This is a genomic window from Streptococcus sp. 544, from assembly GCF_013277385.1.
In the GTDB taxonomy this organism is placed as follows: domain Bacteria; phylum Bacillota; class Bacilli; order Lactobacillales; family Streptococcaceae; genus Streptococcus; species Streptococcus mitis_BA.
Genome location: NZ_VMMU01000007.1, coordinates 23,654 through 45,695, shown reverse-complemented (window position 1 = coordinate 45,695; position 22,042 = coordinate 23,654). Strand labels below are relative to the sequence as shown.

17 protein-coding genes are annotated in these 22,042 nt (G+C 42.1%); 1 reads left to right on the top strand and 16 read right to left on the bottom strand.

The features are described 5' to 3' along the window. Nucleotides 1–9 precede the first annotated feature (9 nt). Both HT728_RS05150 and HT728_RS05145 read right to left on the bottom strand, forming a co-directional pair. Complete coding sequence (locus HT728_RS05150; RefSeq protein ID WP_061409943.1) at nt 10–486, bottom strand: PTS system mannose/fructose/N-acetylgalactosamine-transporter subunit IIB; 477 nt, start codon at nt 484–486, stop codon at nt 10–12. Beyond that, nucleotides 483–2,270 carry a beta-galactosidase gene (locus tag HT728_RS05145; RefSeq protein ID WP_173234180.1) on the bottom strand — a complete coding sequence of 596 codons (1,788 nt, stop codon included), beginning with the start codon at nt 2,268–2,270 and terminating at the stop codon, nt 483–485. Before HT728_RS05145 ends, HT728_RS05150 begins: the two co-directional genes overlap by 4 nt. Before the next feature lie 334 nt (nt 2,271–2,604). Between HT728_RS05145 and HT728_RS05140 the strand changes: the two genes are divergently transcribed. Further along, the gene (locus tag HT728_RS05140) at nt 2,605–3,321 is read left to right on the top strand and encodes a GntR family transcriptional regulator (RefSeq protein WP_049512623.1); all 717 of its coding nucleotides are present in this window, start codon (nt 2,605–2,607) and stop codon (nt 3,319–3,321) included. Nucleotides 3,322–3,579: 258 nt separating this feature from the next. Here the strand turns inward: HT728_RS05140 and purB are convergent, their stop codons facing one another. The 14 genes from purB to comB form a co-directional block, all read right to left on the bottom strand. Beyond that, on the bottom strand, nt 3,580–4,875 hold the full coding sequence (gene purB, locus HT728_RS05135; RefSeq protein WP_049512620.1) for an adenylosuccinate lyase: 1,296 nt from the start codon (nt 4,873–4,875) through the stop codon (nt 3,580–3,582). Nucleotides 4,876–5,573: 698 nt separating this feature from the next. Further along, entirely contained in the window at nt 5,574–7,298 is a 1,725-nt protein-coding gene (locus tag HT728_RS05130; protein ID WP_173234178.1) for an Abi family protein, read from the bottom strand. Nucleotides 7,299–7,341: 43 nt separating this feature from the next. Further along, nucleotides 7,342–8,415 carry a 5-(carboxyamino)imidazole ribonucleotide synthase gene (purK, locus tag HT728_RS05125; RefSeq protein WP_173234177.1) on the bottom strand — a complete coding sequence of 358 codons (1,074 nt, stop codon included), beginning with the start codon at nt 8,413–8,415 and terminating at the stop codon, nt 7,342–7,344. Continuing rightward, nucleotides 8,402–8,893: a 5-(carboxyamino)imidazole ribonucleotide mutase gene (gene purE, locus HT728_RS05120; RefSeq protein WP_173234176.1), complete on the bottom strand. Its 492-nt coding sequence runs from the start codon at nt 8,891–8,893 to the stop codon at nt 8,402–8,404. Before purE ends, purK begins: the two co-directional genes overlap by 14 nt. 192 nt (nt 8,894–9,085) lie before the next feature. Beyond that, nucleotides 9,086–10,348, bottom strand: a complete 1,263-nt coding sequence (purD, locus tag HT728_RS05115; protein WP_173234175.1) for a phosphoribosylamine--glycine ligase — start codon at nt 10,346–10,348, stop codon at nt 9,086–9,088. Between the two features lie 121 nt (nt 10,349–10,469). Beyond that, nucleotides 10,470–12,017, bottom strand: a complete 1,548-nt coding sequence (gene purH / locus HT728_RS05110) for a bifunctional phosphoribosylaminoimidazolecarboxamide formyltransferase/IMP cyclohydrolase (RefSeq protein WP_173234174.1) — start codon at nt 12,015–12,017, stop codon at nt 10,470–10,472. Between the two features lies 1 nt (nt 12,018). Beyond that, entirely contained in the window at nt 12,019–12,720 is a 702-nt protein-coding gene (locus HT728_RS05105) for a hypothetical protein (protein WP_001045459.1), read from the bottom strand. After that, entirely contained in the window at nt 12,717–13,283 is a 567-nt protein-coding gene (purN, locus tag HT728_RS05100) for a phosphoribosylglycinamide formyltransferase (RefSeq protein WP_173234173.1), read from the bottom strand. Before purN ends, HT728_RS05105 begins: the two co-directional genes overlap by 4 nt. Next, the gene (gene purM / locus HT728_RS05095; protein ID WP_173234172.1) at nt 13,280–14,302 is read right to left on the bottom strand and encodes a phosphoribosylformylglycinamidine cyclo-ligase; all 1,023 of its coding nucleotides are present in this window, start codon (nt 14,300–14,302) and stop codon (nt 13,280–13,282) included. The genes purN and purM overlap by 4 nt, the downstream gene beginning before the upstream one ends. 39 nt (nt 14,303–14,341) lie before the next feature. After that, complete coding sequence (purF, locus tag HT728_RS05090; protein ID WP_057488099.1) at nt 14,342–15,784, bottom strand: amidophosphoribosyltransferase; 1,443 nt, start codon at nt 15,782–15,784, stop codon at nt 14,342–14,344. A 93-nt stretch (nt 15,785–15,877) separates the two neighbouring features. Then, on the bottom strand, nt 15,878–19,603 hold the full coding sequence (locus HT728_RS05085) for a phosphoribosylformylglycinamidine synthase (protein ID WP_173234170.1): 3,726 nt from the start codon (nt 19,601–19,603) through the stop codon (nt 15,878–15,880). Nucleotides 19,604–19,659: 56 nt separating this feature from the next. Continuing rightward, nucleotides 19,660–19,803 (bottom strand): phosphoribosylaminoimidazolesuccinocarboxamide synthase, encoded by a 144-nt coding sequence (locus HT728_RS10785; protein ID WP_079211609.1) that lies wholly within the window; start codon nt 19,801–19,803, stop codon nt 19,660–19,662. 1 nt (nt 19,804) lies between these two features. Beyond that, the gene (gene purC / locus HT728_RS05075) at nt 19,805–20,512 is read right to left on the bottom strand and encodes a phosphoribosylaminoimidazolesuccinocarboxamide synthase (protein WP_000043282.1); all 708 of its coding nucleotides are present in this window, start codon (nt 20,510–20,512) and stop codon (nt 19,805–19,807) included. 169 nt (nt 20,513–20,681) lie between these two features. Continuing rightward, nucleotides 20,682–22,031 carry a competence pheromone export protein ComB gene (comB, locus tag HT728_RS05070; RefSeq protein ID WP_173234168.1) on the bottom strand — a complete coding sequence of 450 codons (1,350 nt, stop codon included), beginning with the start codon at nt 22,029–22,031 and terminating at the stop codon, nt 20,682–20,684. Nucleotides 22,032–22,042 lie beyond the last annotated feature (11 nt).

The window sequence follows — 22,042 nt, the reverse complement described above, 5'->3', positions numbered from 1 at the left end:
AATTTTTTCCTATTTTAATAAGCTCAAAAAGTCTGAAATTGGATCATTTGGAACCATTTGAGCAGTAAGTTTAACACCTTTTTCTGCCAGTTTGTGGAAGTCTTCCACATCCTTGTCCACTACGTTGATAGAACGCGTGATGGCGCGAGTTTCTGGTGTTTGAGACATATTCCCAACATTAAGGGTTTCAAGTGGTACACCTGCTTCTACCAAACCAAGGAAGCGGTCTGGCTTACGAGCCACGATAAAGAGACGCTGGCTATCGTACTTACCAGCAAGAATATTGGCTGCCGCTTTTTCAATTGGCAAAATACTCAATTTCACACCTGGTGGTGTCGCAAGTTTCAAACCACTCTTTTCAATATCGTTGTTGACAACTTCGTCGTCTACAACCATAATGCGTGAAACATTTAGTTTTCCAGCCCAAAGATTGGCTACTTGTCCGTGGATCAAACGTCCATCGATACGGCATCCTACAATTGTCATAAGTTTTCCCCCTTTATGTGTTTTAGTGTAGGTTTACGAGTTAAATGAATCTCTTCTTTATATTGACCTTCTGTTTCAAAGATAATGATGCGGTTGGCACCTTCCTTGAGATAGCTATGAGGGATATAAAGTGAGAGGGTTGGGCCGACGTTCCAAAAACGTCCTAGATTCTGCCCATTGACAAAGGCAACTCCCTTACCAAACTCAGACAAGTCTAGGTAAGTATCTTTTGGCTCTTCGACCATAAAGTCATAAGCATAAAAGGCTGGTTGTCCTTGAGTCCATCCTTTTGAAAAATCAATTTTCTCAGGATTGTCTAGTGGGAGTGGATAGTGTTTCCAGTTTAGTAAGAAATGCAAATCCTTACAAACCCCTGTCCGAATTCCCTTACGTTGCGTATCCGCTAAGAACTTGTGACCGTAGTTGACACGCCCCATATTTTCTATCAAGATATCAATCCTAGACAGCGCTTTCTTTTTACCTTTATAAAAAATATCTTCCCCAATCTCTGTCTGATATTGGGTTTCGACCCATTGACCATCGACATACAGCTGAGCCCTATCTCGACCGTCAATGATACGAAGTCTTTCTTCTTCTGCATCCCAGTTTGTTTCTGTTCGATAGAGTAGGTAGCCATAACTTTGTCCCAACTCCTCCATCTTTTTAGGATAGAGGCTTTCTACTGGACTTGACAAGCTATCCAGGGTTTCAAACAAGGAAACTTTTTCAACTAGTGGAATAGCATCCAACTCCATACTCTCTTTGTAGAGTGGTTCCAGCTGCGGATACTCTGGAAAATGTGTTGCCATCATCTTCTTGACTGCCAGATATTTGGCAGTTGGATTTCCTTCTTCATCCAGAAGGGCATCGTAATCATAAGACGTAACTTGTGGCAGGTCCAAAGTCCCTCGAGCTGAACAACCATTCATGAAGCCAAAGTTTGTGCCGCCATGGAACATGTATAGATTGATGGAACCTTGCTCCAAAACTTCTCGAACTGCATCTGCCAATTCTTTTGGATCCCGTGTGATAATCGGTTCTTTCCAACGATTGAACCAGCCATCCCAGAACTCCATACACATGAGTGGCCATTTCTTGCCATGTTCATCAAAGAATTCCTGCATCTGTGAAAAGTTGTAAGGTGCCTTAGAACCAAAGTTGCCTGTTACAAAGAGGTCATCTTCGATTAAAGTTCCAGCTTTCAGAGTTGCTCTCCAAGGACCATCTGACGTAAAGAGGGGACAGGTTACGCCACGCTCTTCCATCAGCTGTCGAACGGCTCTTAGGTAATCCTTATCTTCTCCGTAAGAACCATACTCATTTTCAACCTGCATCATGAGGATATTGCCACCATTGTCCAACAGATGTAGAACCAATCGTGGAAAGAGCTGATCATAATAGCGACCGACAGCCTCAATATAGGCTGGATCTGATGAACGGATCCTCATATCCTTGGTTAAGAGCCAGGCTGGTAAACCACCGAATTCCCACTCTGCACAGATGAAGGGCGAGGGACGAACGATAGCGTAAAGACCCAAGTCTTGCGCTGTCTGTAGAAATCGCTCCAAATCCAGAGCTCCTTCAAAATGAAACTCGCCCTCACGAGGCTCGTGTAAATTCCAAGCCACATAAGTCTCTACCGTATTAAAACCAAGAGCCTTCAAGTTATAGAGCGAATGATACCAATCCTCTGGAGGAACCCTAAAATAATGAATGGCGCCAGATAAAATCTTAAATGATTTTCCATCGAGATAAAAATCATCTCGTATCTCAAATCGTGTCATAAAACTACCTTCTGACCGTGAAAGTTTGCGCTTTCATTTGTTGTTATAGCAATTATAAACCAATCTGTTTGAATTGTCAATAGAAATTGTAGGAATATTTACTGCAATTTTACTATTATACACACGTTCAATTAGTTTCAAACATTTTTAGACCCATTTCAAACGCTTTTTAAATTCGGAATAGGGAACCTAAAATAATTTTGTATAAAATATGAGCAATGCTTATGTAGCTTAATTTTTCAAACTATTTTTCTAATTTTTTATTCAAAAGACTACTATTTTTTTCGCTTTTATGGTAAAATTTTCTATGGAGAAGGAAAATAGAGGTAAAAATATGGCAATTCCCAAATATCAATACATAAAAGACGAATTAAAAAATAAAATCATCTCTGGGCAGTTTAGCAGTGGAGATAAATTTTACACTGAAGCAGAGCTCATTTCAATGTACGATGTCAGTTCTATCACAGTTGTCCGCGCCTTAAACGACCTTGCTAAAGATGGCTATATTGTCCGCCAACAAGGAAAAGGAACCTTCGTTTCACGTGCACGCAAACACAAGCTTGTAGAGTTTTCAGATATTGAACTCTTTAATGCTAAAGATGATAAGGTAACTGTTCTTTCAATTGAACGCGGAAACAAGCTCGTTTACTTGGAAAAATTGGGTCTACGCGGCGATCAATTCTACTACAAAATTGAACGTATCCGCGAATCAAACGGTGTCGTTTATATCTACCATACATCCTACATCCCAGAACAATATATCAACGCAAATTATCCAAACCTTGAATACTATAGTTCCATCTATAATCGTTTCAAGTTAGACTACCACATTCACATGAATGATGAACACTTTGAAGAAATCAACGAAATAGTCTTTCCAACTCCAGAACATGCGGCTTCAGTCCTCGGAGTCGATGAACAATTCCCTACTGTCCTACAAACTAAAATCACCAAACTCGAATCAACTGGTCAAGTTTTAGGATACAGTGAAACTTACAAACGATCTGATTATTACAAGATTAAATTCATCTCATGTGACCGTGATCACTAAGAAGAAAGCCTGAGCCTAATCGCTTGGGCTTTTTCTATGCTTATTGTATAACATAGTAGATTGAAATAGAATATGGACAAATCGATTAGGAAATTCAAATCAATTTCTAGTAATATTTTAGAAGTCACAGTATATATTCTATATTCAACATATTATAAAATATTGGTTATTTTTTTCAAAAGCACTTTAATAAAAAAGAAAAATCGAAGTTCTGCTACTCCTATAAATGGAGTGATAGAAATTCGATTTTTATTTTAATTATCCTAAACCAAGACGTTCAAAGATATCATCCACTCGTTTAGTGTAGTAAATAGGGTTGAAGATCTCGTCGATTTCCTCTTGTGTGAGGCGTGATGTCACCTCTGGATCTGCCTCAAGAAGTGGTTTAAAGTCTACTTGATTGTCCCAAGAGTAAGCTGTTTTTGGTTGCACCAGGTCATAGGCTTGCTCACGGGTCATCCCTTTTTCAATCAAGGTCAACATGGCACGTTGGCTGAAAATCAAACCAAATGTCGAGTTCATGTTTCGAATCATGTTTTCTGGGAAAACTGTCAAGTCCTTGACGATATTTCCAAAGCGGTTGAGCATGTAGTCAATCAAGATAGTTGTATCTGGTGTGATGATGCGCTCAGCTGATGAGTGAGAGATATCACGCTCATGCCAAAGAGCTACGTTTTCATAAGCCGTAATCATGTGACCACGGATGACACGCGCTAGACCTGTCATGTTCTCAGAACCGATAGGGTTGCGTTTGTGAGGCATTGCAGATGAACCTTTTTGCCCTTTAGCAAAGAATTCTTCCACTTCGCGTTGTTCTGATTTTTGCAAACCACGAATCTCAGTCGCCATACGCTCGATAGAAGTCGCGATGCTGGCAAGAACCGCAAAGTACTCAGCGTGAAGATCACGAGGAAGGACCTGTGTAGAGATTTCTTGAGCACGGATGCCCAACTTGTCGCAGACGTATTGCTCAACGAATGGTGGGATATTGGCAAAGTTCCCAACCGCACCAGAAATCTTACCAGCTTCCACACCAGCAGCCGCATGCTCGAAACGCTCGATATTGCGCTTCATTTCGCTGTACCAAGTCGCCAATTTAAGACCAAAGGTTGTCGGCTCAGCGTGCACACCATGGGTACGCCCCATCATGATGGTGAACTTGTGCTCCTTAGCCTTATCAGCGATGATGTTGGTAAAGTTTTCAAGGTCACGACGGATGATGTCGTTAGCCTGCTTATAGAGGTAACCGTAGGCCGTATCCACCACGTCGGTAGAAGTCAAACCATAGTGAACCCACTTGCGCTCTTCACCAAGCGTCTCAGAAACCGCACGTGTGAAGGCAACCACATCGTGACGAGTCTCCTGCTCAATCTCCAAAATACGGTCGATGTCAAAATCCGCCTTCTCGCGAATCAAAGCCACATCTTCCTTAGGGATTTCCCCCAACTCAGCCCATGCCTCGTCAGCCAAGATTTCCACCTCAAGCCAAGCACGGTATTTATTTTCTTCACTCCAAATATTCGCCATCTCAGGGCGAGAGTAACGGTTGATCATGATTTAAGATACCAAGGACGACCAGAAAGCGACTGAATTTTAGGGTCCCTCCTAGGATGCAAGCATCCTAGGAGGGGTATCTAAATTCCGAGCTTTCCGTCCGGGTTCAGTTACGCTGAAATCTGGTGTCCTTTCCTTTCTTTGTTTGTTTACAATTAGGAAGTACGGAGCCCGTATTTAGTTTTGGTGAATACGAGAACCCTTGTTCCTTTCTAACTGTTAAAGTTATTTTTTAAAACTACATTATTAACTTTTGTAAAAGTATGAACTTTTGCATCTCATTTGATTAATCGAAAATATTCTATTCAGTCTCGATTTCAATTATTTTGTCAACTATTGAAATTCCAATGAAAGCAATCCCCCACACAGTAGTTATATATTCAAATGAAGAGGAAATTAAACTAAAAAGTGTGAAAAAAATCAACCATAGATTTTCAAAAATAAAATATTTCTTATAAGTCTTCACTCCAACGTATTTGCACAATCTAAAAACAATATATGGAATTATCAATAAGATACTCAATAATATAGCGCCTAAAGCATTCTTATAACCTGTATAATACGATGAAAGACAATCTAAAACACAATTTGTTAAGGCAAACGCAACAAACGGATAGAACCAATTAAATATACTAAATATAAAACTTTTTAACGAATTCAATATATTATTACCTTTCTGAAATTAAAAACTGCTATACCTATGAAAACGTGTTCAGTATATCTAAAAATAGAAACTTCAACTTATTAAAATCTTCTATTTTAAATAACTGCTCAATCCCTTCATCAAATTCAACTTCTAAATTAGAATCCAACATGTTTATTAAAGTTTCTTTTGCATTAGAATTTTCCTTAAAGAAAATTCCAAAGTTTTCCCATATTTCTTTACACTCTGGCCAAATCGAGGACTTCATTGTATCATTATTTGGATGTTTGTTCGCAATATCTTCTAGCATTTGTAAATGCCAGCTTGCATTATCACTTAAATTAATTCGAACACTCTTCTTAAAATAAGTAATTTCATAAATGCTATTCCCGCTTGAACCCTTATACTCATAATCATGTTCTTTCACATAATCAAACATATTAATTGCTTGAGGAATTAAGGAAGTCAATAAATTCTTTCTATTTTTTTCATCTAAATCTGGGTGAAAGTGCACATCAATTATAACATTATCAAAATTAACTTTTTTATCATACTCGCCAAACACTTCCCTCAATTCATTTTTAAACTCTTCTTTTGAACTGCTATCTTGGGTTAAATAACAGACCATAAAATAAAAATAAACAAAAGAACGAAGAGTTTGGTTATTCAATATTTTCTGAGTCCAAAAAACCGCAATATGTTGAGGATTACTCACGTGACTTTTTAACATCAATTTAATCGGAGAACGAACTAAATGAAAGATACTCGTTTCTTTACTAGAATCTATATAAAAAGGATCTACTCCAAAAATATGTGAGTTTTCTTCTAACAAATAATTCGGATTATTCTTTTCATCAAGTATAGCTGATAAAAAAGAGTTCCCATGTGCAGAAATATTACGAACTAATTTTAATTCAGAAAGAAAATCACTAGTTTTTTCCCAATCAGTATTGACATCATCTTTAAAAGCACTATATTCATCATTAATAAATTTAATAAATACCAATAAATCTCCAACTGTAAATTGATCCAATAGCATATCTATAGGAGCAAACTCTAGCTTTGGAATTTCATCAGTTGTCGCTTCATATGGAAGACGTATATCTCCACTATCTCTCAACAAGTAATTTTTCCGCAAGCTTTTAAGAGAATTCTTAAGCAATTTTTTTAAAGTTTTATTATCACTGGAAATAGCCTTATCAAATAAATCAACTTCTGAGATACACAGTTCCGCAATTCTATTTTCAATTCTAGCCTTTATATTATCTTCAACAAATAGCACCCATTTCATAATAAACTCTTTAAATTTTTTATCATAATTAATTATATCCTGAAGATTAGTAATTGTGATTTGTTCCTCAATAAGATTACACAATACCAATATTTCATTAAATGTAGAATACCTCAGATTATTTCTTTTCAAATAATCTAACACTGAAATTTCATCGTGCAACTCAGGACATGGAGTAATTTTCAAATTTAATAACTGATAAAAATCTAACGAGTTGTCAATCGGTTCTGCTTTGCCATGATTAATTATAGTTATATTGGTAGCAAACTGTACTGGCTGACCTCGTACCAACAGAGTATTTTCGCTGTCACTACTTGATGGATAATCAATTAAAAAATCAACCTCATCACCAACACCATATTGAGATATATCGCTTGAAAAGAACGGCACACTCCTATTGACAGTATAAGCTTCATTCTCATTTTTTCGATTCTCATCAAAAGTTATAATTCCATAGTACGAAGATATCTTGCTTATAGTACCTCTCATATTATCTCCTATTCATTACTAACATTCAGTTTTGATGCTATGACTAGAACTCATCCACACTATCCGGCACATCACTAAACAAAGTGACATGTCCCATCTTACGGTTGTGCTTCGCTTCTATTTTACCATACATGTGGAGGTGGGCGCTTGGATTTTCTGTGACATATTTTTCAGCAACCTCTACGTGTTGACCGAGAACATTTAGCATGACTGCTGGTGCATGTAGTTTGATGTCTGGCAATGGCGCTCCGAGAACGCCTAAGATATGGGTATCAAACTGAGAAAAGTCGCAGGCTTCTATAGAGTAGTGCCCTGAGTTATGTGGGCGTGGAGCAATTTCGTTAACGATAATGTCATCAGCTGTCGCAAACATTTCCACGCAAAGAGTTCCAGACAAGTTAAGTTGTTCAGCGATTCGTAGAGCCATGGCTTTGGCTTTTTCAGCTAGACTTTCTGAAATGCGAGCAGGCACAATGGTTTTTGAAAGGATATTGTTTCGGTGGATATTTTCCTGAACTGGGAAAACCGTCACGTCCTTGCCATTTCCTGATACAATGACAGAAATTTCAAGGTCAAAATTGACAAATTCTTCCAAAACACAGTCTGCTGAATCGGCTAGTGCATTGGCTTCTTCCAAGTCTTCTGCCGAGCGAATGACCTTTTGTCCATGGCCATCATAACCACCTGTTGCCGTCTTGAGGACATAGTTTTTCGACAGGTCGATATCTGCCAAGTCTTGGCTAGAAGTCACAACCTTGTAAGGTGCTACAGTGACTTGAGCCTTGTTTGAGAGGAAGTCTTTCTCAAAGATCCGGTTTTGGGAGATGCGAAGCAGGTCGGTCCCTTGAGGGAGTTGCCCATCCTTGATAACAGCATCAAGACCGTCAGCATCTACATTCTCAAATTCATAAGTCAGGACATCGCAACGCTCAGCTAGCTGACGAAGGGCATCCACATCGTTATAAGGCGCCACAATGATTTCCGCCACACGAGAGGCTGGGCAATCCGCAGCAGGATCCAGCGCAATGACCTTGTGCCCCATATAGATAGTTGAGATCGCCATCATCTGACCCAGCTGACCGCCACCGATAATTCCGATTGTTTTAGATGAGCTCATTGGTAGACTCCTCTGCGATTTTTCCTTGTTCTTCTGCAAAATCTGCCAAAGCTGTCGCGATAGCTTGATCCTCTACTGAAAGAAGACGGAGGGCGAAGAGAGCCGCATTTGTCGCACCAGCTTCACCGATAGCCATTGTCGCAACAGGCACCCCACCCGGCATCTGAACGATAGAATAGAGTGAATCCACTCCACTAAGAGCACGAGATTTGACTGGCACACCAATGACTGGAAGGGTTGTTTTAGCAGCGACCATACCTGGCAAATGGGCTGCACCTCCAGCACCTGCGATGATAACCTTGATGCCACGACTACGAGCTTCTTCGGCATGTTGGAACATGAGGTCTGGTGTACGGTGGGCAGAGACAACTTTCTTTTCGTAGGCTAAACCAAAGCGGTCTAGGACTTCGGCAGTTTTTTGCATGGTTGCCCAGTCGGATTTTGAGCCCATGATGATGGAAATTACTGGTTTAGTCATAATTTTTCCTTTTTTCTTCTTTTTTGATAATGGTCTTAGGTGGTGGGGACGGAAGCAAACCTTCGGTTTCATTCCTAAACTTTGAGCCTAAAGTCTCAAAGTTTCCCCCGACCAGAACAGAAATTGTTCTGATCTTTTCACCACGGCGACCATTATCGTGTTTGGCGACTGCGTCGCTTTTTTCTTATACCTTTATCTAATTGCCTTGCTTCCGATATCTGTTCGGTAAAAGAGGCCTTCTGTGTTTTGTTGGGCGAGTTCTTGGTAGATGGTATCTTGAGCCTCTTTGACGGTATCTGCTGTGTTAACGAGCATATAGACACGTCCACCGTTTGATAGCAGTGCTCTGCTATTTGCCGCAAACTTAGCACCTGCATAGTAGGTGATAATGCCGCCATTGGTTTTTGCTGGCAATGCAACACCCTTTTCATATTCTAGCGGGTAACCCTTGGATGCGACAACCACACCCAGAGTCACACCCTTATCCGTCCAGGTGATGTTTGGCTCCTTGCTATCCAGAATATCTGTAATATTTTGTGCAAAGTCAGATGTCAAACGAGGCAAGATAATCTGTGTTTCAGGATCTCCAAAGCGAGCATTGAACTCGATGACTTTAGGACCTTCTGCTGTCAGGATAAGCCCTGCGTAGAGGATGCCAAGATACGGACGGCCTTCTTTGATCATCCCTTCAAGAACTGGCTTGACAATAGTCTCAACCGCTGTGTCAACTACACTCTGTGGCAAGTGTGGAACTGGCGCATAGGCACCCATACCACCCGTGTTAGGCCCTTTGTCACCATCATAGGCACGTTTGTGGTCTTGCGCTGTCGGCATGATATAGAACTTGTCGCCATTGACAAAGACAAAGAGTGAAAATTCCTCTCCTTCAAGGAATTCCTCAATAACTACACGCGCACCTGAGTCACCAAATTTATTGTCCAAAAGCATCTCGTGAGCTGCTTCGACCGCTTGCTCGACTGTCTCCGCAACGACGACACCTTTCCCAAGCGCCAAGCCATCCGCCTTGACCACGATAGGCGCACCCTGTTTTTCGATATAGACCTTGGCTTCCTCAAAATCCGAGAATGTGCCATAGGCTGCTGTCGGAACGCCATATTTGACCATGATTTCCTTGGCAAAATCCTTGGACCACTCCAGCTCCGCTGCCAATCTTGTCGGACCAAAGGCTTTGAGACCCGCTGCATGGAAATCATCCACGATACCAGCCGCAAGGGCGTCATCTGGCCCGATAAAGGTCCAAGCAATATAGTTGGTTTTTGCAAACTCAATCAATTTAGAATGTTCGGAAATGGAGATATTTACCAACTCCAAACCATCCAGAGTCATCCCATCATTCCCAGGAGCTACAAATACTTTTTCAACGTCTTTTGACTCAAGTAACTTCTTAGCAATCGCATGTTCACGACCACCTGAACCTACAACTAACAGCTTCATCTCACAACCTCTTTTGCGAATTATTTAATAACATTATACCATAAACGTTCGTTTTAATCTTATTTCACTCCGCATTTTTACGCAAAAAAGGAAAGAAACTGTTTTCTTCCCTTTCGTTTTCTTAATGTCTAAAATGTCTCACTCCTGTGAAGACCATGGTCAAGCCATATTTATCCGCAGCTTCGATAGACTCTTGGTCACGGACTGAGCCACCGGGCTGGATGATGGCCTTGATCCCTGCTTTGGCGATTTCTTCCACATTATCCGCAAATGGGAAGAAGGCATCCGAAGCAAGCACAGCGCCGTCAAGGCGGTCTTTGGCTTGGTCAACGGCAATACGAACAGAGGCCACACGATTAGTTTGACCTGGACCAACACCCAGTGTCATGTGGTCATTGGTTACAATGATTCCGTTTGATTTGACATACTTGATAGCCTTCCAAGCAAACTCAAGAGCTGTCGCTTCTGTCTCAGTTGGCTGACGTTTGGTCACCACTTGCCAATCAGCTGGGCTTTCTTTCACTACGTCTTGATTTTGCACAAGGAGACCACCAACTACACCTGTGTATTCTGCTTCCACTTCGCTGGCATCTTGAGCATCAAATGGTAAGGCAAGGATGCGCAGGTTTTTCTTTTTATTGGTCAAAATAGCTAGCGCCTCATCCGTATAGCTTGGTGCGATGATGATTTCAAGGAAAACGCCGTGCATCTTCTCAGCTGTCGCAGCATCCACCTCACGATTGAGAACAACAATTCCACCAAAGATAGACACTGGGTCAGACTCATAAGCGTAATCCCAAGCAGTCTCGATGTCATCAGCCTGACCGATACCGCATGGATTCATGTGTTTGAGAGCCACAACGGTTGGACGATCTTTGAAGTCACGGATGATACGAATGGCAGCATCCGCATCACGGATATTGTTGAATGACAATTCCTTACCGTTAAGCTGTTTAGCAGATGCAATCGAGTAGTCAGTCGGCAAGGCTTTTTGGTAGAAATCTGCATCCTGTTGAGGATTTTCCCCATATCGCATAGCTTGTTTGAGGTCATAGGTCAAAGTAAGCTTTTCAGGTTTGCTTTCGCCCACTTGAGCTGTGAAATACTCTGCAATCAAGGCGTCATAAGCCGCTGTGTGACGGAAAACCTTGGCTGCCAGACGTTGACGCGTTTCGTAAGAGGTTTCGCCGTTTGCTGCCAATTCGTCCAAAACCACTGTATAGTCAGCAGGGTCTACCACAACTATTACACTAGCATGGTTTTTAGCTGCTGAGCGAAGCATAGATGGACCCCCAATATCGATATTCTCCACAGCATCAGCGTAAGTCACGTCTGGTTTGAGAATGGTTTCCTTGAATGGGTAAAGGTTGACCACAACAAGGTTGATGAGCTCGATTTGATTGTCCTTAGCCGCTTCTAGGTGACTATCCAAGTCACGACGAGCAAGAAGACCCCCGTGGATATTTGGATGAAGGGTCTTAACACGTCCATCCATCATTTCTGGAAAACCAGTCACATCATCGATCGCAATGGTCTCCACCCCAGCATTGTCAAGGGCAACTTTTGTCCCACCTGTCGAGATAATCTCCCAACCAAGTTTTTTAAGTTCTTGGGCAAATTCAACAATGCCCGCTTTGTCTGAGACGCTGATTAAGGCGCGTTTAATCATGTTAGTTATCTTCCTTTTCTAATATCATATACTTCACTTCGTATAAAATATCTGTTAAATACACTTCTTTTGAAGCCTTTCCAAATACAGGATATTTAATAATTTTTTTAATCCCACTATCTATAAGTTTGATTAAAATTACCATTATAGCTACAATAATAATTATATTTCCAAACGTTTCGCCAGAAATGTTTGTTTTATCTTCAACGAATAATCTATTTAAAGCCAGAGTAATAGTTGCTGTTACCAAAACTTTCCCAATAGTACCTATAGCTTTAACTATATTTTCATATTTTTGTAGCTGACTATTTCTTTTCTCGCTTAAATCATTAACCAACATATCAGCGACTTCTTTAGCATTATCTCCGTAAAGATATTTCAATCTATACTTGACTTTATCACATAATTTAGTAAATTTACTAGGCACCCCAACTGAAACTTCATCAAATTTTATAGTATAAAATAAAACTAATACTGTAAAAATTATGGTAAGAAAAATAAGAATATTCCTCAAACAAACAAATTTAGGGAAAAATTGGAATACAATTGCAGCTCCTATGATAAACAGTATCCATAAGATAAAGTATATCATCAACCTTTGTCTCTCTTTCCGTATTTCAGGATAAAATTGTTTTTCATATTCATTAAAGGATGCTTCAAATTCTTTTATATTTTTCAACAAATCATCAACTACTTTATTCATAAAATTCTCTTATTTATCCTTTCCACTCCCAAACTATCCAGAACCTCCGGATACAACTTATACTCTGCTTCATGAATACGTTCTTCAAAGCTGGCTATGGTATCATCAGCTAGCCTTGGTACACGTACTTGTTTGATGACCTTTCCTGTATCCACACCTGAATCCACCCAGTGAATGGTCACGCCGCTCTCAGCAACGCCAGCATTCCAAGCATCCTCAATCCCATGAGCTCCTGGGAATTCTGGCAGGTAAGCTGGATGAATGTTGATAATCCGACCTTCATAAGCTGCCAGTAAAGTAGGCCCAACGATTTTCATGTAGCCTGCTAGACAAACCAAGTCAATCTGGTGCTCTTCCAAGAGTTCGACAAGGGCTGCTTCGTAGTCTGCCTTGCTCTCAAACTCCTTGAGTTCAAAAGCATAGGACAGAACGCCGAGCTTGTCTGCACGCTCGAGCACATAGGCGTCACGATGGTCTGAAAAGACAAACTCAACCGGAAATTCTTCGGCAATCACCTGAAAATTTGAGCCATTACCAGAGGCAAAAACCGCTATTTTTTTCATTTGATGATGACACTTTCGTTTTCTTTCTTGACGATGCGACCAATTTCATAGACTGGTTCATCCAACAATTCCTTGACACGAATTACATTTTCAGGGCTAACTGCTAGCATAAGTCCCACACCCATATTGAAGATTTCAAACATTTCTTCGTGTTTAATCTGACCGTATTTTTCAAGGGCTTTGAAAATCGGTAAAACTGGAACCTTGTCTTCCTCAATCTCAGCAGCCAAGTCAGCTGCAAACATACGAGGGACATTTTCGATAAAGCCACCACCAGTGATGTGGGCAATGCCATTTACCAAGCCTTCCTTGATAAGTGGTAAAACAGCCTTGACATAGATACGAGTCGGCTCAAGAAGAACTTCCTTGAGTTTTTTGCCTTCCAATTCTGGCAGGACTTCCTCACCTGTGTAATCCGCAAAGACACGACGGACGAGAGAGTAACCATTGGAATGAATCCCACTTGAAGCAAGTCCAAGAAGAACATCTCCTTCTGCCACCTTTGAACCGTCAATGATTTGAGATTTTTCAGCCACACCGACCGCAAAACCAGCCAAATCATAGTCATCTTCGCCGTACATGCCAGGCATTTCAGCCGTTTCCCCACCGATGAGGGCAGCGCCTGCCTGCACACAACCTTCTGCCACACCAGCAACCACTTGTTCTAGCTTAGCTGGTTCATTCTTGCCAGTTGCGACGTAGTCAAGGAAATAGAGGGGTTCCGCACCCGCAGCGATGATATCATTGACACACATGGCTACACAGTCCTGACCGATGGTATCGTGCTTGTCGTACTTGATAGCCAGCATGAGCTTGGTTCCGACACCGTCAGTCCCTGAAATCAAGACAGGTTCTTTAACACCTGTTTTTGAAAGGTCAAACATACCACCAAAGCCACCAAGAGCTCCCATGACACCTGCACGCTCCGTACGAGCCACGTGCTTTTTAATCCGTTCAACAACTTCATAACCCGCTTCAACATCCACACCAGATTGAGCGTATGCATTTTTATTTGCCATTTTATTTTTCCTTTTCTTTAATGGAGAATCTTCAGTAACTCACTTGTAAAAACTAGTCTTTTCTTCCAAACTTCGACGATAGTCTTCCTCATAATCGTAGAGAGGTGTTGGGTAGTCACCGTCAAAGTAAGCGACACAGAGACCACCATTTGGAGCATCTGTTTCAATACCAATCGAATCAATCAATCCCTCAACAGAAAGATAAGTCAGACTGTCCGCACCAATGATTTGGCGCGTTTCTTCGACCGTATGATTGGCCGCAATTAGCTCCTGACGGGTCTGGATATCAATCCCGTAGAAGCATGGATAAGCTAGCGCTGGACTACCAATAGCAACGTGAACCTCAGTTGCACCCGCTTCTTTCAAAAGCTGAACGATACGACGAGAGGTTGTTCCACGTACAATAGAGTCATCAATCATAACCACACGCTTGCCTTTTACAACACCAGAAACAGCAGAGAGTTTCATCCGCACTCCTTGCTCCCGCAATTCTTGAGTCGGTTGGATAAAGGTACGTTGGGTGTATTGGTTCTTGATGAGGCCCATTTCATTTGGTAGCCCGGACTCTTCCGCAAATCCCATAGCCGCGCTGAGGGAAGAATTGGGCACACCGACCACGATATCCGCCTCATGCTTGAATTCACGCGCCAATTGAGCACCCATACGTTTGCGAGCCGTATGGACATTGACACCGTGGATATTAGAATCAGGGCGGGCAAAATAGATATACTCCATAGAACAAATCGCCAACTGAGTATCATCTGTATAGTTGTCATACTGGATACCCTTGTCATCAATAATCACAATCTCACCTGGCTTCAAATCACGAATCCATTCAGCACCAATGACCTCAAAAGCACAAGTTTCAGAGGAAACAACCACCGCTCCGTTGGCCATTTTCCCGATAGAAAGCGGACGGAAACCATTGGGATCAAGAGCCGCAATCAACTTGTCTTCAAACAGCAAGATATAGGCAAAACCACCTTTAACTAGACTGAGCGCCTCCTTGATTTTGCCCATCAGACTAGGATTGTGGCTGCGACGAATGAGGTGAGCTAAGATTTCCGAGTCCGAAGTCGCACTGAAAATCGCTCCTCTATCTTCCAATTCTTTCTTGAGAGAGGCCGCATTGGTCAGATTCCCATTATGAGCCAAGCCAAACTGCATATCGTGAAACCGGAAGAGGAAGGGCTGGATGTTATCTACAGAAGCTTCGCCAGCAGTCGCATAACGCACATGCCCAATCGCACCAGTCCCCGTCAATTTATCCAAATTAGCAGGATTTCTGAAGACTTCTGATAAAAGCCCCATGTCACGATGGCGCTTCAATTGCCCCTGATCATTGGAGAGGATTCCTGCCCCCTCCTGACCACGGTGTTGAAGACTGTGGAGACCAAAATAGGTCAATTTAGCAGCATCTGGATGTCCCCAGATACCGAAAACACCACATTCTTCATTAAGAGATTTTACTTCGTATGTCATTTTATATACCTAATTTTTATTTGTGTAGCACCAAGAGCTAAATCTACATGACTTTTACATTACTGATACTATCTATTAGAAAATCTGCAAGTCTTATTTTCTAGTGAAATATTTAACCGCTGACGCGAACAGGTGCTGGTCTTTATTTCCTGGGATATTTTGGAAAAGACCTTCCTCATAACGTTCTGAGTGGCCCATCTTACCAATGATTTGGCCGTTCTTGCTGGTAATTCCTTCGATGGCATGGACAGAACCATTCGGATTGTACTTAGAGTCCATACTTGGTTTGCCGTTAAAGTCAACATATTGGCTAAAGATTTGACCATTGTCACGGAGCTCCGCAAATTCCTCAGCCGTCACGACAAATTTCCCTTCACCGTGCGAAACAGGAATAGCATGAATCTCACCAACTTCCACTCCAGCAAGCCATGGTGAGTTAGTATTGGCAATGCGAGTTTCCACCATCTTGGCCACGTGTTGGTTGGCATCATTGTAGAAGAGAGTTGGGCTAGTACTGCTGGCATCCTCGAAGTTTCCGTATGGAAGAAGACCTGATTTGACCAAGGCCTGGAATCCATTACAGATACCGATAATCAAGCCACCACGGGCGATAAAGCCATCAATAGCCGCACGCACTTTTTCATTGAGCAGGATGTTGACGATAAACTTGGCTGAACCATCTGGCTCGTCCGCAGCTGAGAATCCACCTGCAAAGAAGAGAATGTTAGCCTTGCCGATGTTGTCAACCATGGTTTCAACTGACTTGACAATAGCCTCTTCATTCAAGGTCACAAATGGCACCAAGTTAACCTCTGCACCTTCTTTTTCGAATGCCTTGGCTGAGTCATATTCTGAGTTGGTGCCTGGGAAGACTGGGATATAAACCACCGGTTTTTCAACCTTTTCTTTGGCTTTAATCACAACATCTGATGCCACAGCTGGTACTTCAGCCAATTCTTTCGCTTGTGCAAATTCTGTTGGGTAAACTTCTTCCAATTTGCCTTGAAAGGCACTGTCAAGTTTCTGTCCATCTAGCTTCACACCGTTGACAAGGAGTGTAAAGTCTGCACTTGTTTGTCCAATCTTCTCTACTCCAGCAATTTCTTCAGGTGATGTGAAGACAAATCCGCCCAATTGTGCTGTCAAAGAACTTTCAAGTTCAGGCAAGGTCACCTCTGCACCAATATGATTTCCAAAAGTAGCAAGAGCCAAACTTTCAACCACACCACCATATTTGACAGCTGATGCAGATATTACTTTGTGTTCAGCTTGGATGGCTTCAAATTGAGCAAAATTAGACTTAATCAAGTCAAAATCAATCTCTGCAGCAAGAGCTTGACCTGGGATATAGTAGATGTTTTCACCAGCAGTCTTGAATTCAGGCGAAAGCACCTTACGGCTATCTGCCGTTGTCACCCCAAAAGCGACCAAGGTTGGTGGCACGGTCAATTCTTCAAAGGTACCAGACATGGAGTCCTTACCACCGATAGATGGCAAACCAAGTTGGATTTGTGCTTCGATTGAACCTAGAAGAGCTGCTACTGGCTGACCAAAACGCTCTGCTTGTTTGTCCATGCGCTCGAAGTACTCTTGGTAAGAGAAGCGAGCCTTAGACCAGTTTGCACCAGCAGCAACCAAACGAGCAGTCGCTTCAATAACCGCATAAGCAGCACCGTGGTATGGAGACCATTCTGCTAGATAAGGGTTGAATCCTTGGGCCATGACTGACGCAGTATGAGTCACACCGTGTTGAACTGGCAACTTCTGCACAGAAGCCTCAGTTGGTGTAAGTTGGTAGCGACCACCAAGTGGGTGATTAACCGTAGAGCGTCCAACAGAGCAGTCAAAGATAGTCTGTAATCCTTTTTGACTCGCATGATTCAAATCAGATAGAACCGTAAGGGTATCTGCTTCAAGTGTGTCAGCGCTTGTTGTGCGTTCTTCTGGGAGTTTAGCATCCTTGTCTACAACCTTGGCATCAACGACTACGCGCACACCGTTTGTATCAAGGAAACGACGTTCCAAGTCTACAATGGTTTCACCATTCCAGTGCATAACTAGATTTGGTTTTTCTGTCACTGTCGCAACAACAATAGCGTCAATATTTTCTTTATTACATTCTGCAACGAAGGCATCTACATCCTTAGGACGAACCACGACCGCCATACGTTCTTGTGATTCAGAGATGGCAATTTCGGTACCATTCAAGCCTTGGTATTTAAGAGGCACCTTGTTGAGGTCGATTTCAAGACCGTCTGCCAATTCACCGATGGCTACACAGACTCCACCTGCACCAAAGTCGTTGGATTTCTTGATGAGACGAGTGACATCACCATTACGGAAGAGGCGCTGAATCTTACGTTCTTCGATGGCATTCCCTTTTTGAACCTCAGCTCCAGCAGTCTCCACGGACTCAACTGTTTGAACCTTAGAAGAACCTGTCGCACCACCGACACCATCACGTCCAGTCTTACCTCCAAGGAGAATAATCACATCTCCCGCTTCCGGTTTTTCACGGACAACATTGCCCTTGGGAGCTGCACCGACAACAGCACCTAGCTCCATACGCTTAGCAACGAAACCTGGGTGGAAATACTCACGAACGTAGGTCGTCGCAAGCCCAATCTGGTTACCATATGAAGAATAGCCATGGGCAGCTGTTTTAGAAATGACTTGTTGTGGCAACTTCCCAGCACGCGTTTCCGAAATCGGTGCTGTAATATCACCCGCACCTGAAATACGCATGGCTTGATAAACGTAGGAACGACCTGACAATGGATCACGAATGGCCCCACCGATACAAGTAGCCGCCCCACCAAATGGCTCAATTTCCGTTGGGTGGTTGTGAGTTTCATTTTTAAACATGAGGAGCCATGGTTCTTTCACACCATCAACATCCACTTCAATTTCGACAGAGCAAGCATTGATTTCATCTGACACTTCCATATCATCCAAACGTCCATTAGCACGCTCATAACGACCAAAAATAGTCGCCATATCCATCAAGGTTTGAGGTTTTTCAGAACGCCCCAACTCCTCACGCATGGCAATATACTTGTCATAGGTTGACTGCAATTGCTTTTGGAATTTAGAAGCTGAAAAGTCGATGTGTTTCAACTCTGTCTCGAAAGTTGTGTGACGGCAGTGGTCAGACCAGTAAGTATCCAAAACCTTGAGTTCCGTCTCAGTTGGCACGCGCCCGATTGACTTGAAATAGTCTTGGATAAAGAGCAAATCATCCACTTCCATAGCCATCCCTTGCTCGGCCTTGTAGCGAGCAAAGTCTTCTGCTGTATAGTTTTCAAAGAAAGTCAATTTAGGAATGGTCTTGTCCGACTCAGAAAATTCCTGCTTGGCAATCCCTGTCGTGATGTCCTTGAAACGAGAATCAACTGGGTTGAGCAGATAGTTCTTGACCGCTTCCAACTCAGTCGCATCAATATCTTTATTCACCAAGTAAAGTTGGGCTGTATTAACCGTTACATCACTCGAACTTCCTAGTAAAAGCAAGGCTTCCTGTGAAGATGCTGCACGCTGGTCAAACTGCCCTGGTAGGCTTTCAATCGCAAAGAAAGCATAGTTGGCAAGATCCGCCTGCACAGATACTTCATCTAAAACATGATCGGTTACCTGCTCAGAGAAGATGTGTTTCTCTGCAGGTGCAAACAAGTCCTCTGCCAAATCAAAGACATCATAAACTTGCACAATGCGAATACTTTTCAAAGTTGACAGTCCCAAGTTATGCTGGAGTTCTCTCACCAAACTCTCTGACTTAACCTGAAAATCAGCCTTTTTTTCAACAAAAATACGTTTATCCATCAATCCTTATTCCTTTATTTCAGCTCTTGCAATGTTCCCAAACAGCCTTGAAGTTGTTATTTCAATTCCTGCAACTTTTCCCAAACAATCTCATAAACGTCTGTTAGTTCTCCCAATCCTCTACGGAGTGAAAAGGTCTGGGGGACCTTTTCAGCCTGAGTCCTTTTAGTTGAGAGACGAAGGTTTTCCGTTGCAAACAGATTATTTCAAACCTTGCAACTTCTCCCAGACAACTTCATAAACGTCTGTTAGCTCTCCTAATCCCCTACGGAAAACATCCTTATCCATGTGGTTGCCATCCGCATCCCACAAACGGCAGTTATCTGGTGAAAATTCATCTGCTAAGATAATCTTGCCATCCTTGTCAAAACCGAACTCTAGCTTAAAGTCAATCAACTTAAGCCCAATCTCAGCAAACCAGCCTTTCAAGAGTTCATTGATACGACGGGTTTCTTCCTTCAAGTAAGCAATCTGCTGGTCATCCGCAATCTGTAGGAATTTCACATGCTCATCATTGATAAAGGGATCATCCAAATCATCATTTTTATAGTAAAATTCGACAATCGGAGTCTCAAATGCTATACCTTCGTCTACGCCAAAACGTTTTGAAAAGGAACCAGCCGTGTAGTTGCGAAGCACAACCTCGAGAGGAATAATCTCAACCTTTTTATTGAGTTGTTCCGTGTCTGAAAGCTTCTCCACAAAGTGAGTCGCCACACCAGCCGCATTTAATTTCTCAAAAATAAAAGATGAAATCTGATTATTCAACACTCCCTTACCTGCAATCTGCTCCTTCTTGACACCATTGAAAGCAGTCGCCTGGTCCTTGTAAGTTGAAATAATAAGATTTTCATCCTCAGTTGTATAGATATCTTTAGCTTTTCCCGAATAGATCAATTGTTTTGACATTTAAAAGTTCGCCTTTCGTATTACTTGAGCACATTCTACCATAAAAAACTTAAAATTACAAGAATTTAACCGAATAAATAGAATGATCATCTCAAAAATCGTAAAGAAAAAACTGCAAGAAGTATCTTTCTCACAGTTTTAAAATCATTTAACTCTAAAAACACGAACATTACTCTTTGTTCAAAAATTGATCCAAATAATAACGTAGGTAACTTTTCTTGCCCGTAATCATCTGTAGGCGGCCTTCCACCCCATATCGAAGTCTTTCAGCCTGCTCAACAGTCAGATCTGTCTCCGCCTCGATTTTAAAGAAATTCCCTTTTTCAGTCTTGGTAGCTGTCGCATCAATACTTGTAATAGTAGAATCTAGGAAAAGTTGATTATTGGCATCATGAGTCGTCGTATAGCGAACAGAATCACCGACCTTGATTCTTGCTACATCTTTTGAACTAAGATAAGCTGTTAGTTTAGCTTTCCCTTCTTTTTCCAAGGACGGATAGAGTTGGGCTAGTAGAGTCCCCTCTGCTACCATGGTAGAATCACTGGTCTCAGGATTAAGATGAAGCACCCCATCCTCACTCGCCGTAATTTTCCCCTTGTCTAAAAGATTTCCCTGTACCTTCTTACCTGACTCTGCTTCCAAGATTTTCTGGTCTAGAAGGATCAATTCCTGACCAACCTTTGCTAAGTGTTGGGATTTAAGGGACTCCAATTGACTGCTTAAGCCTGAAGCATAGGCTTGCTGGGTACCTGAACCTGCATACTGAACACGGTAAGTAGCAAGACTAGATTCTAACTGAGAAAGCTGTGCTTCAACCTGCGCAACTGCTTGTGCCTTAGCTTGCGGATTTTCCTCCCCCTGAGACTTGTAGGACTGGTAGAGAGAGTAGGCTAGATTCTGACTGGCCAAGGAAGTGCCTGTTTCAATAGCTGACTTAGCTGTCTGGTAATCGCGAATTTTAGCCTCTGTTTGGCTGATGAGGTTGCCGATTTCAGCTTGGGTTTGGCTAGCTGCTGCATTCTGGGACGCGATGGTCTCATTTTGTTGCGATGTACTAGCCCTAAGACTAGCCGCTTGGCTGAGGTAGTCGCGAAAGGTGGCTTGGTAGCCAAACTTATCCTCCTCTGGAAAGTGGTTCTCCCCTTCTTGCAGACTTTTTTGCAAATACTCCAATTGCTTTTTTTGATCCTTAAGCATGTCCAACTGACTAGCATAGGCCTCCGCTTGGACACCCTCTGACCCTTCCTGATATTGAACAAGAAGCTCCCCCTTCTTGACCAACTTATTTTCTTCCAAATGATTGACAAGAATACGATTGTTGCTAGTTGACTGGATATTTGCAAGGATTCGACTAGGCTCAACAGTAGCTCTAGTTGACAAACTCATCTCCTTCTCTGCAAATGTTGCAAAGCCAAGCAAAAACACGAGCAGAAGGAACATAGGTACAATCACTCGACTGGAAAAATTATGGTAACGACGATTATAAAACTCCGCACTTTCTAAAAATTCTGGTTTCATCCTCTCCTCTT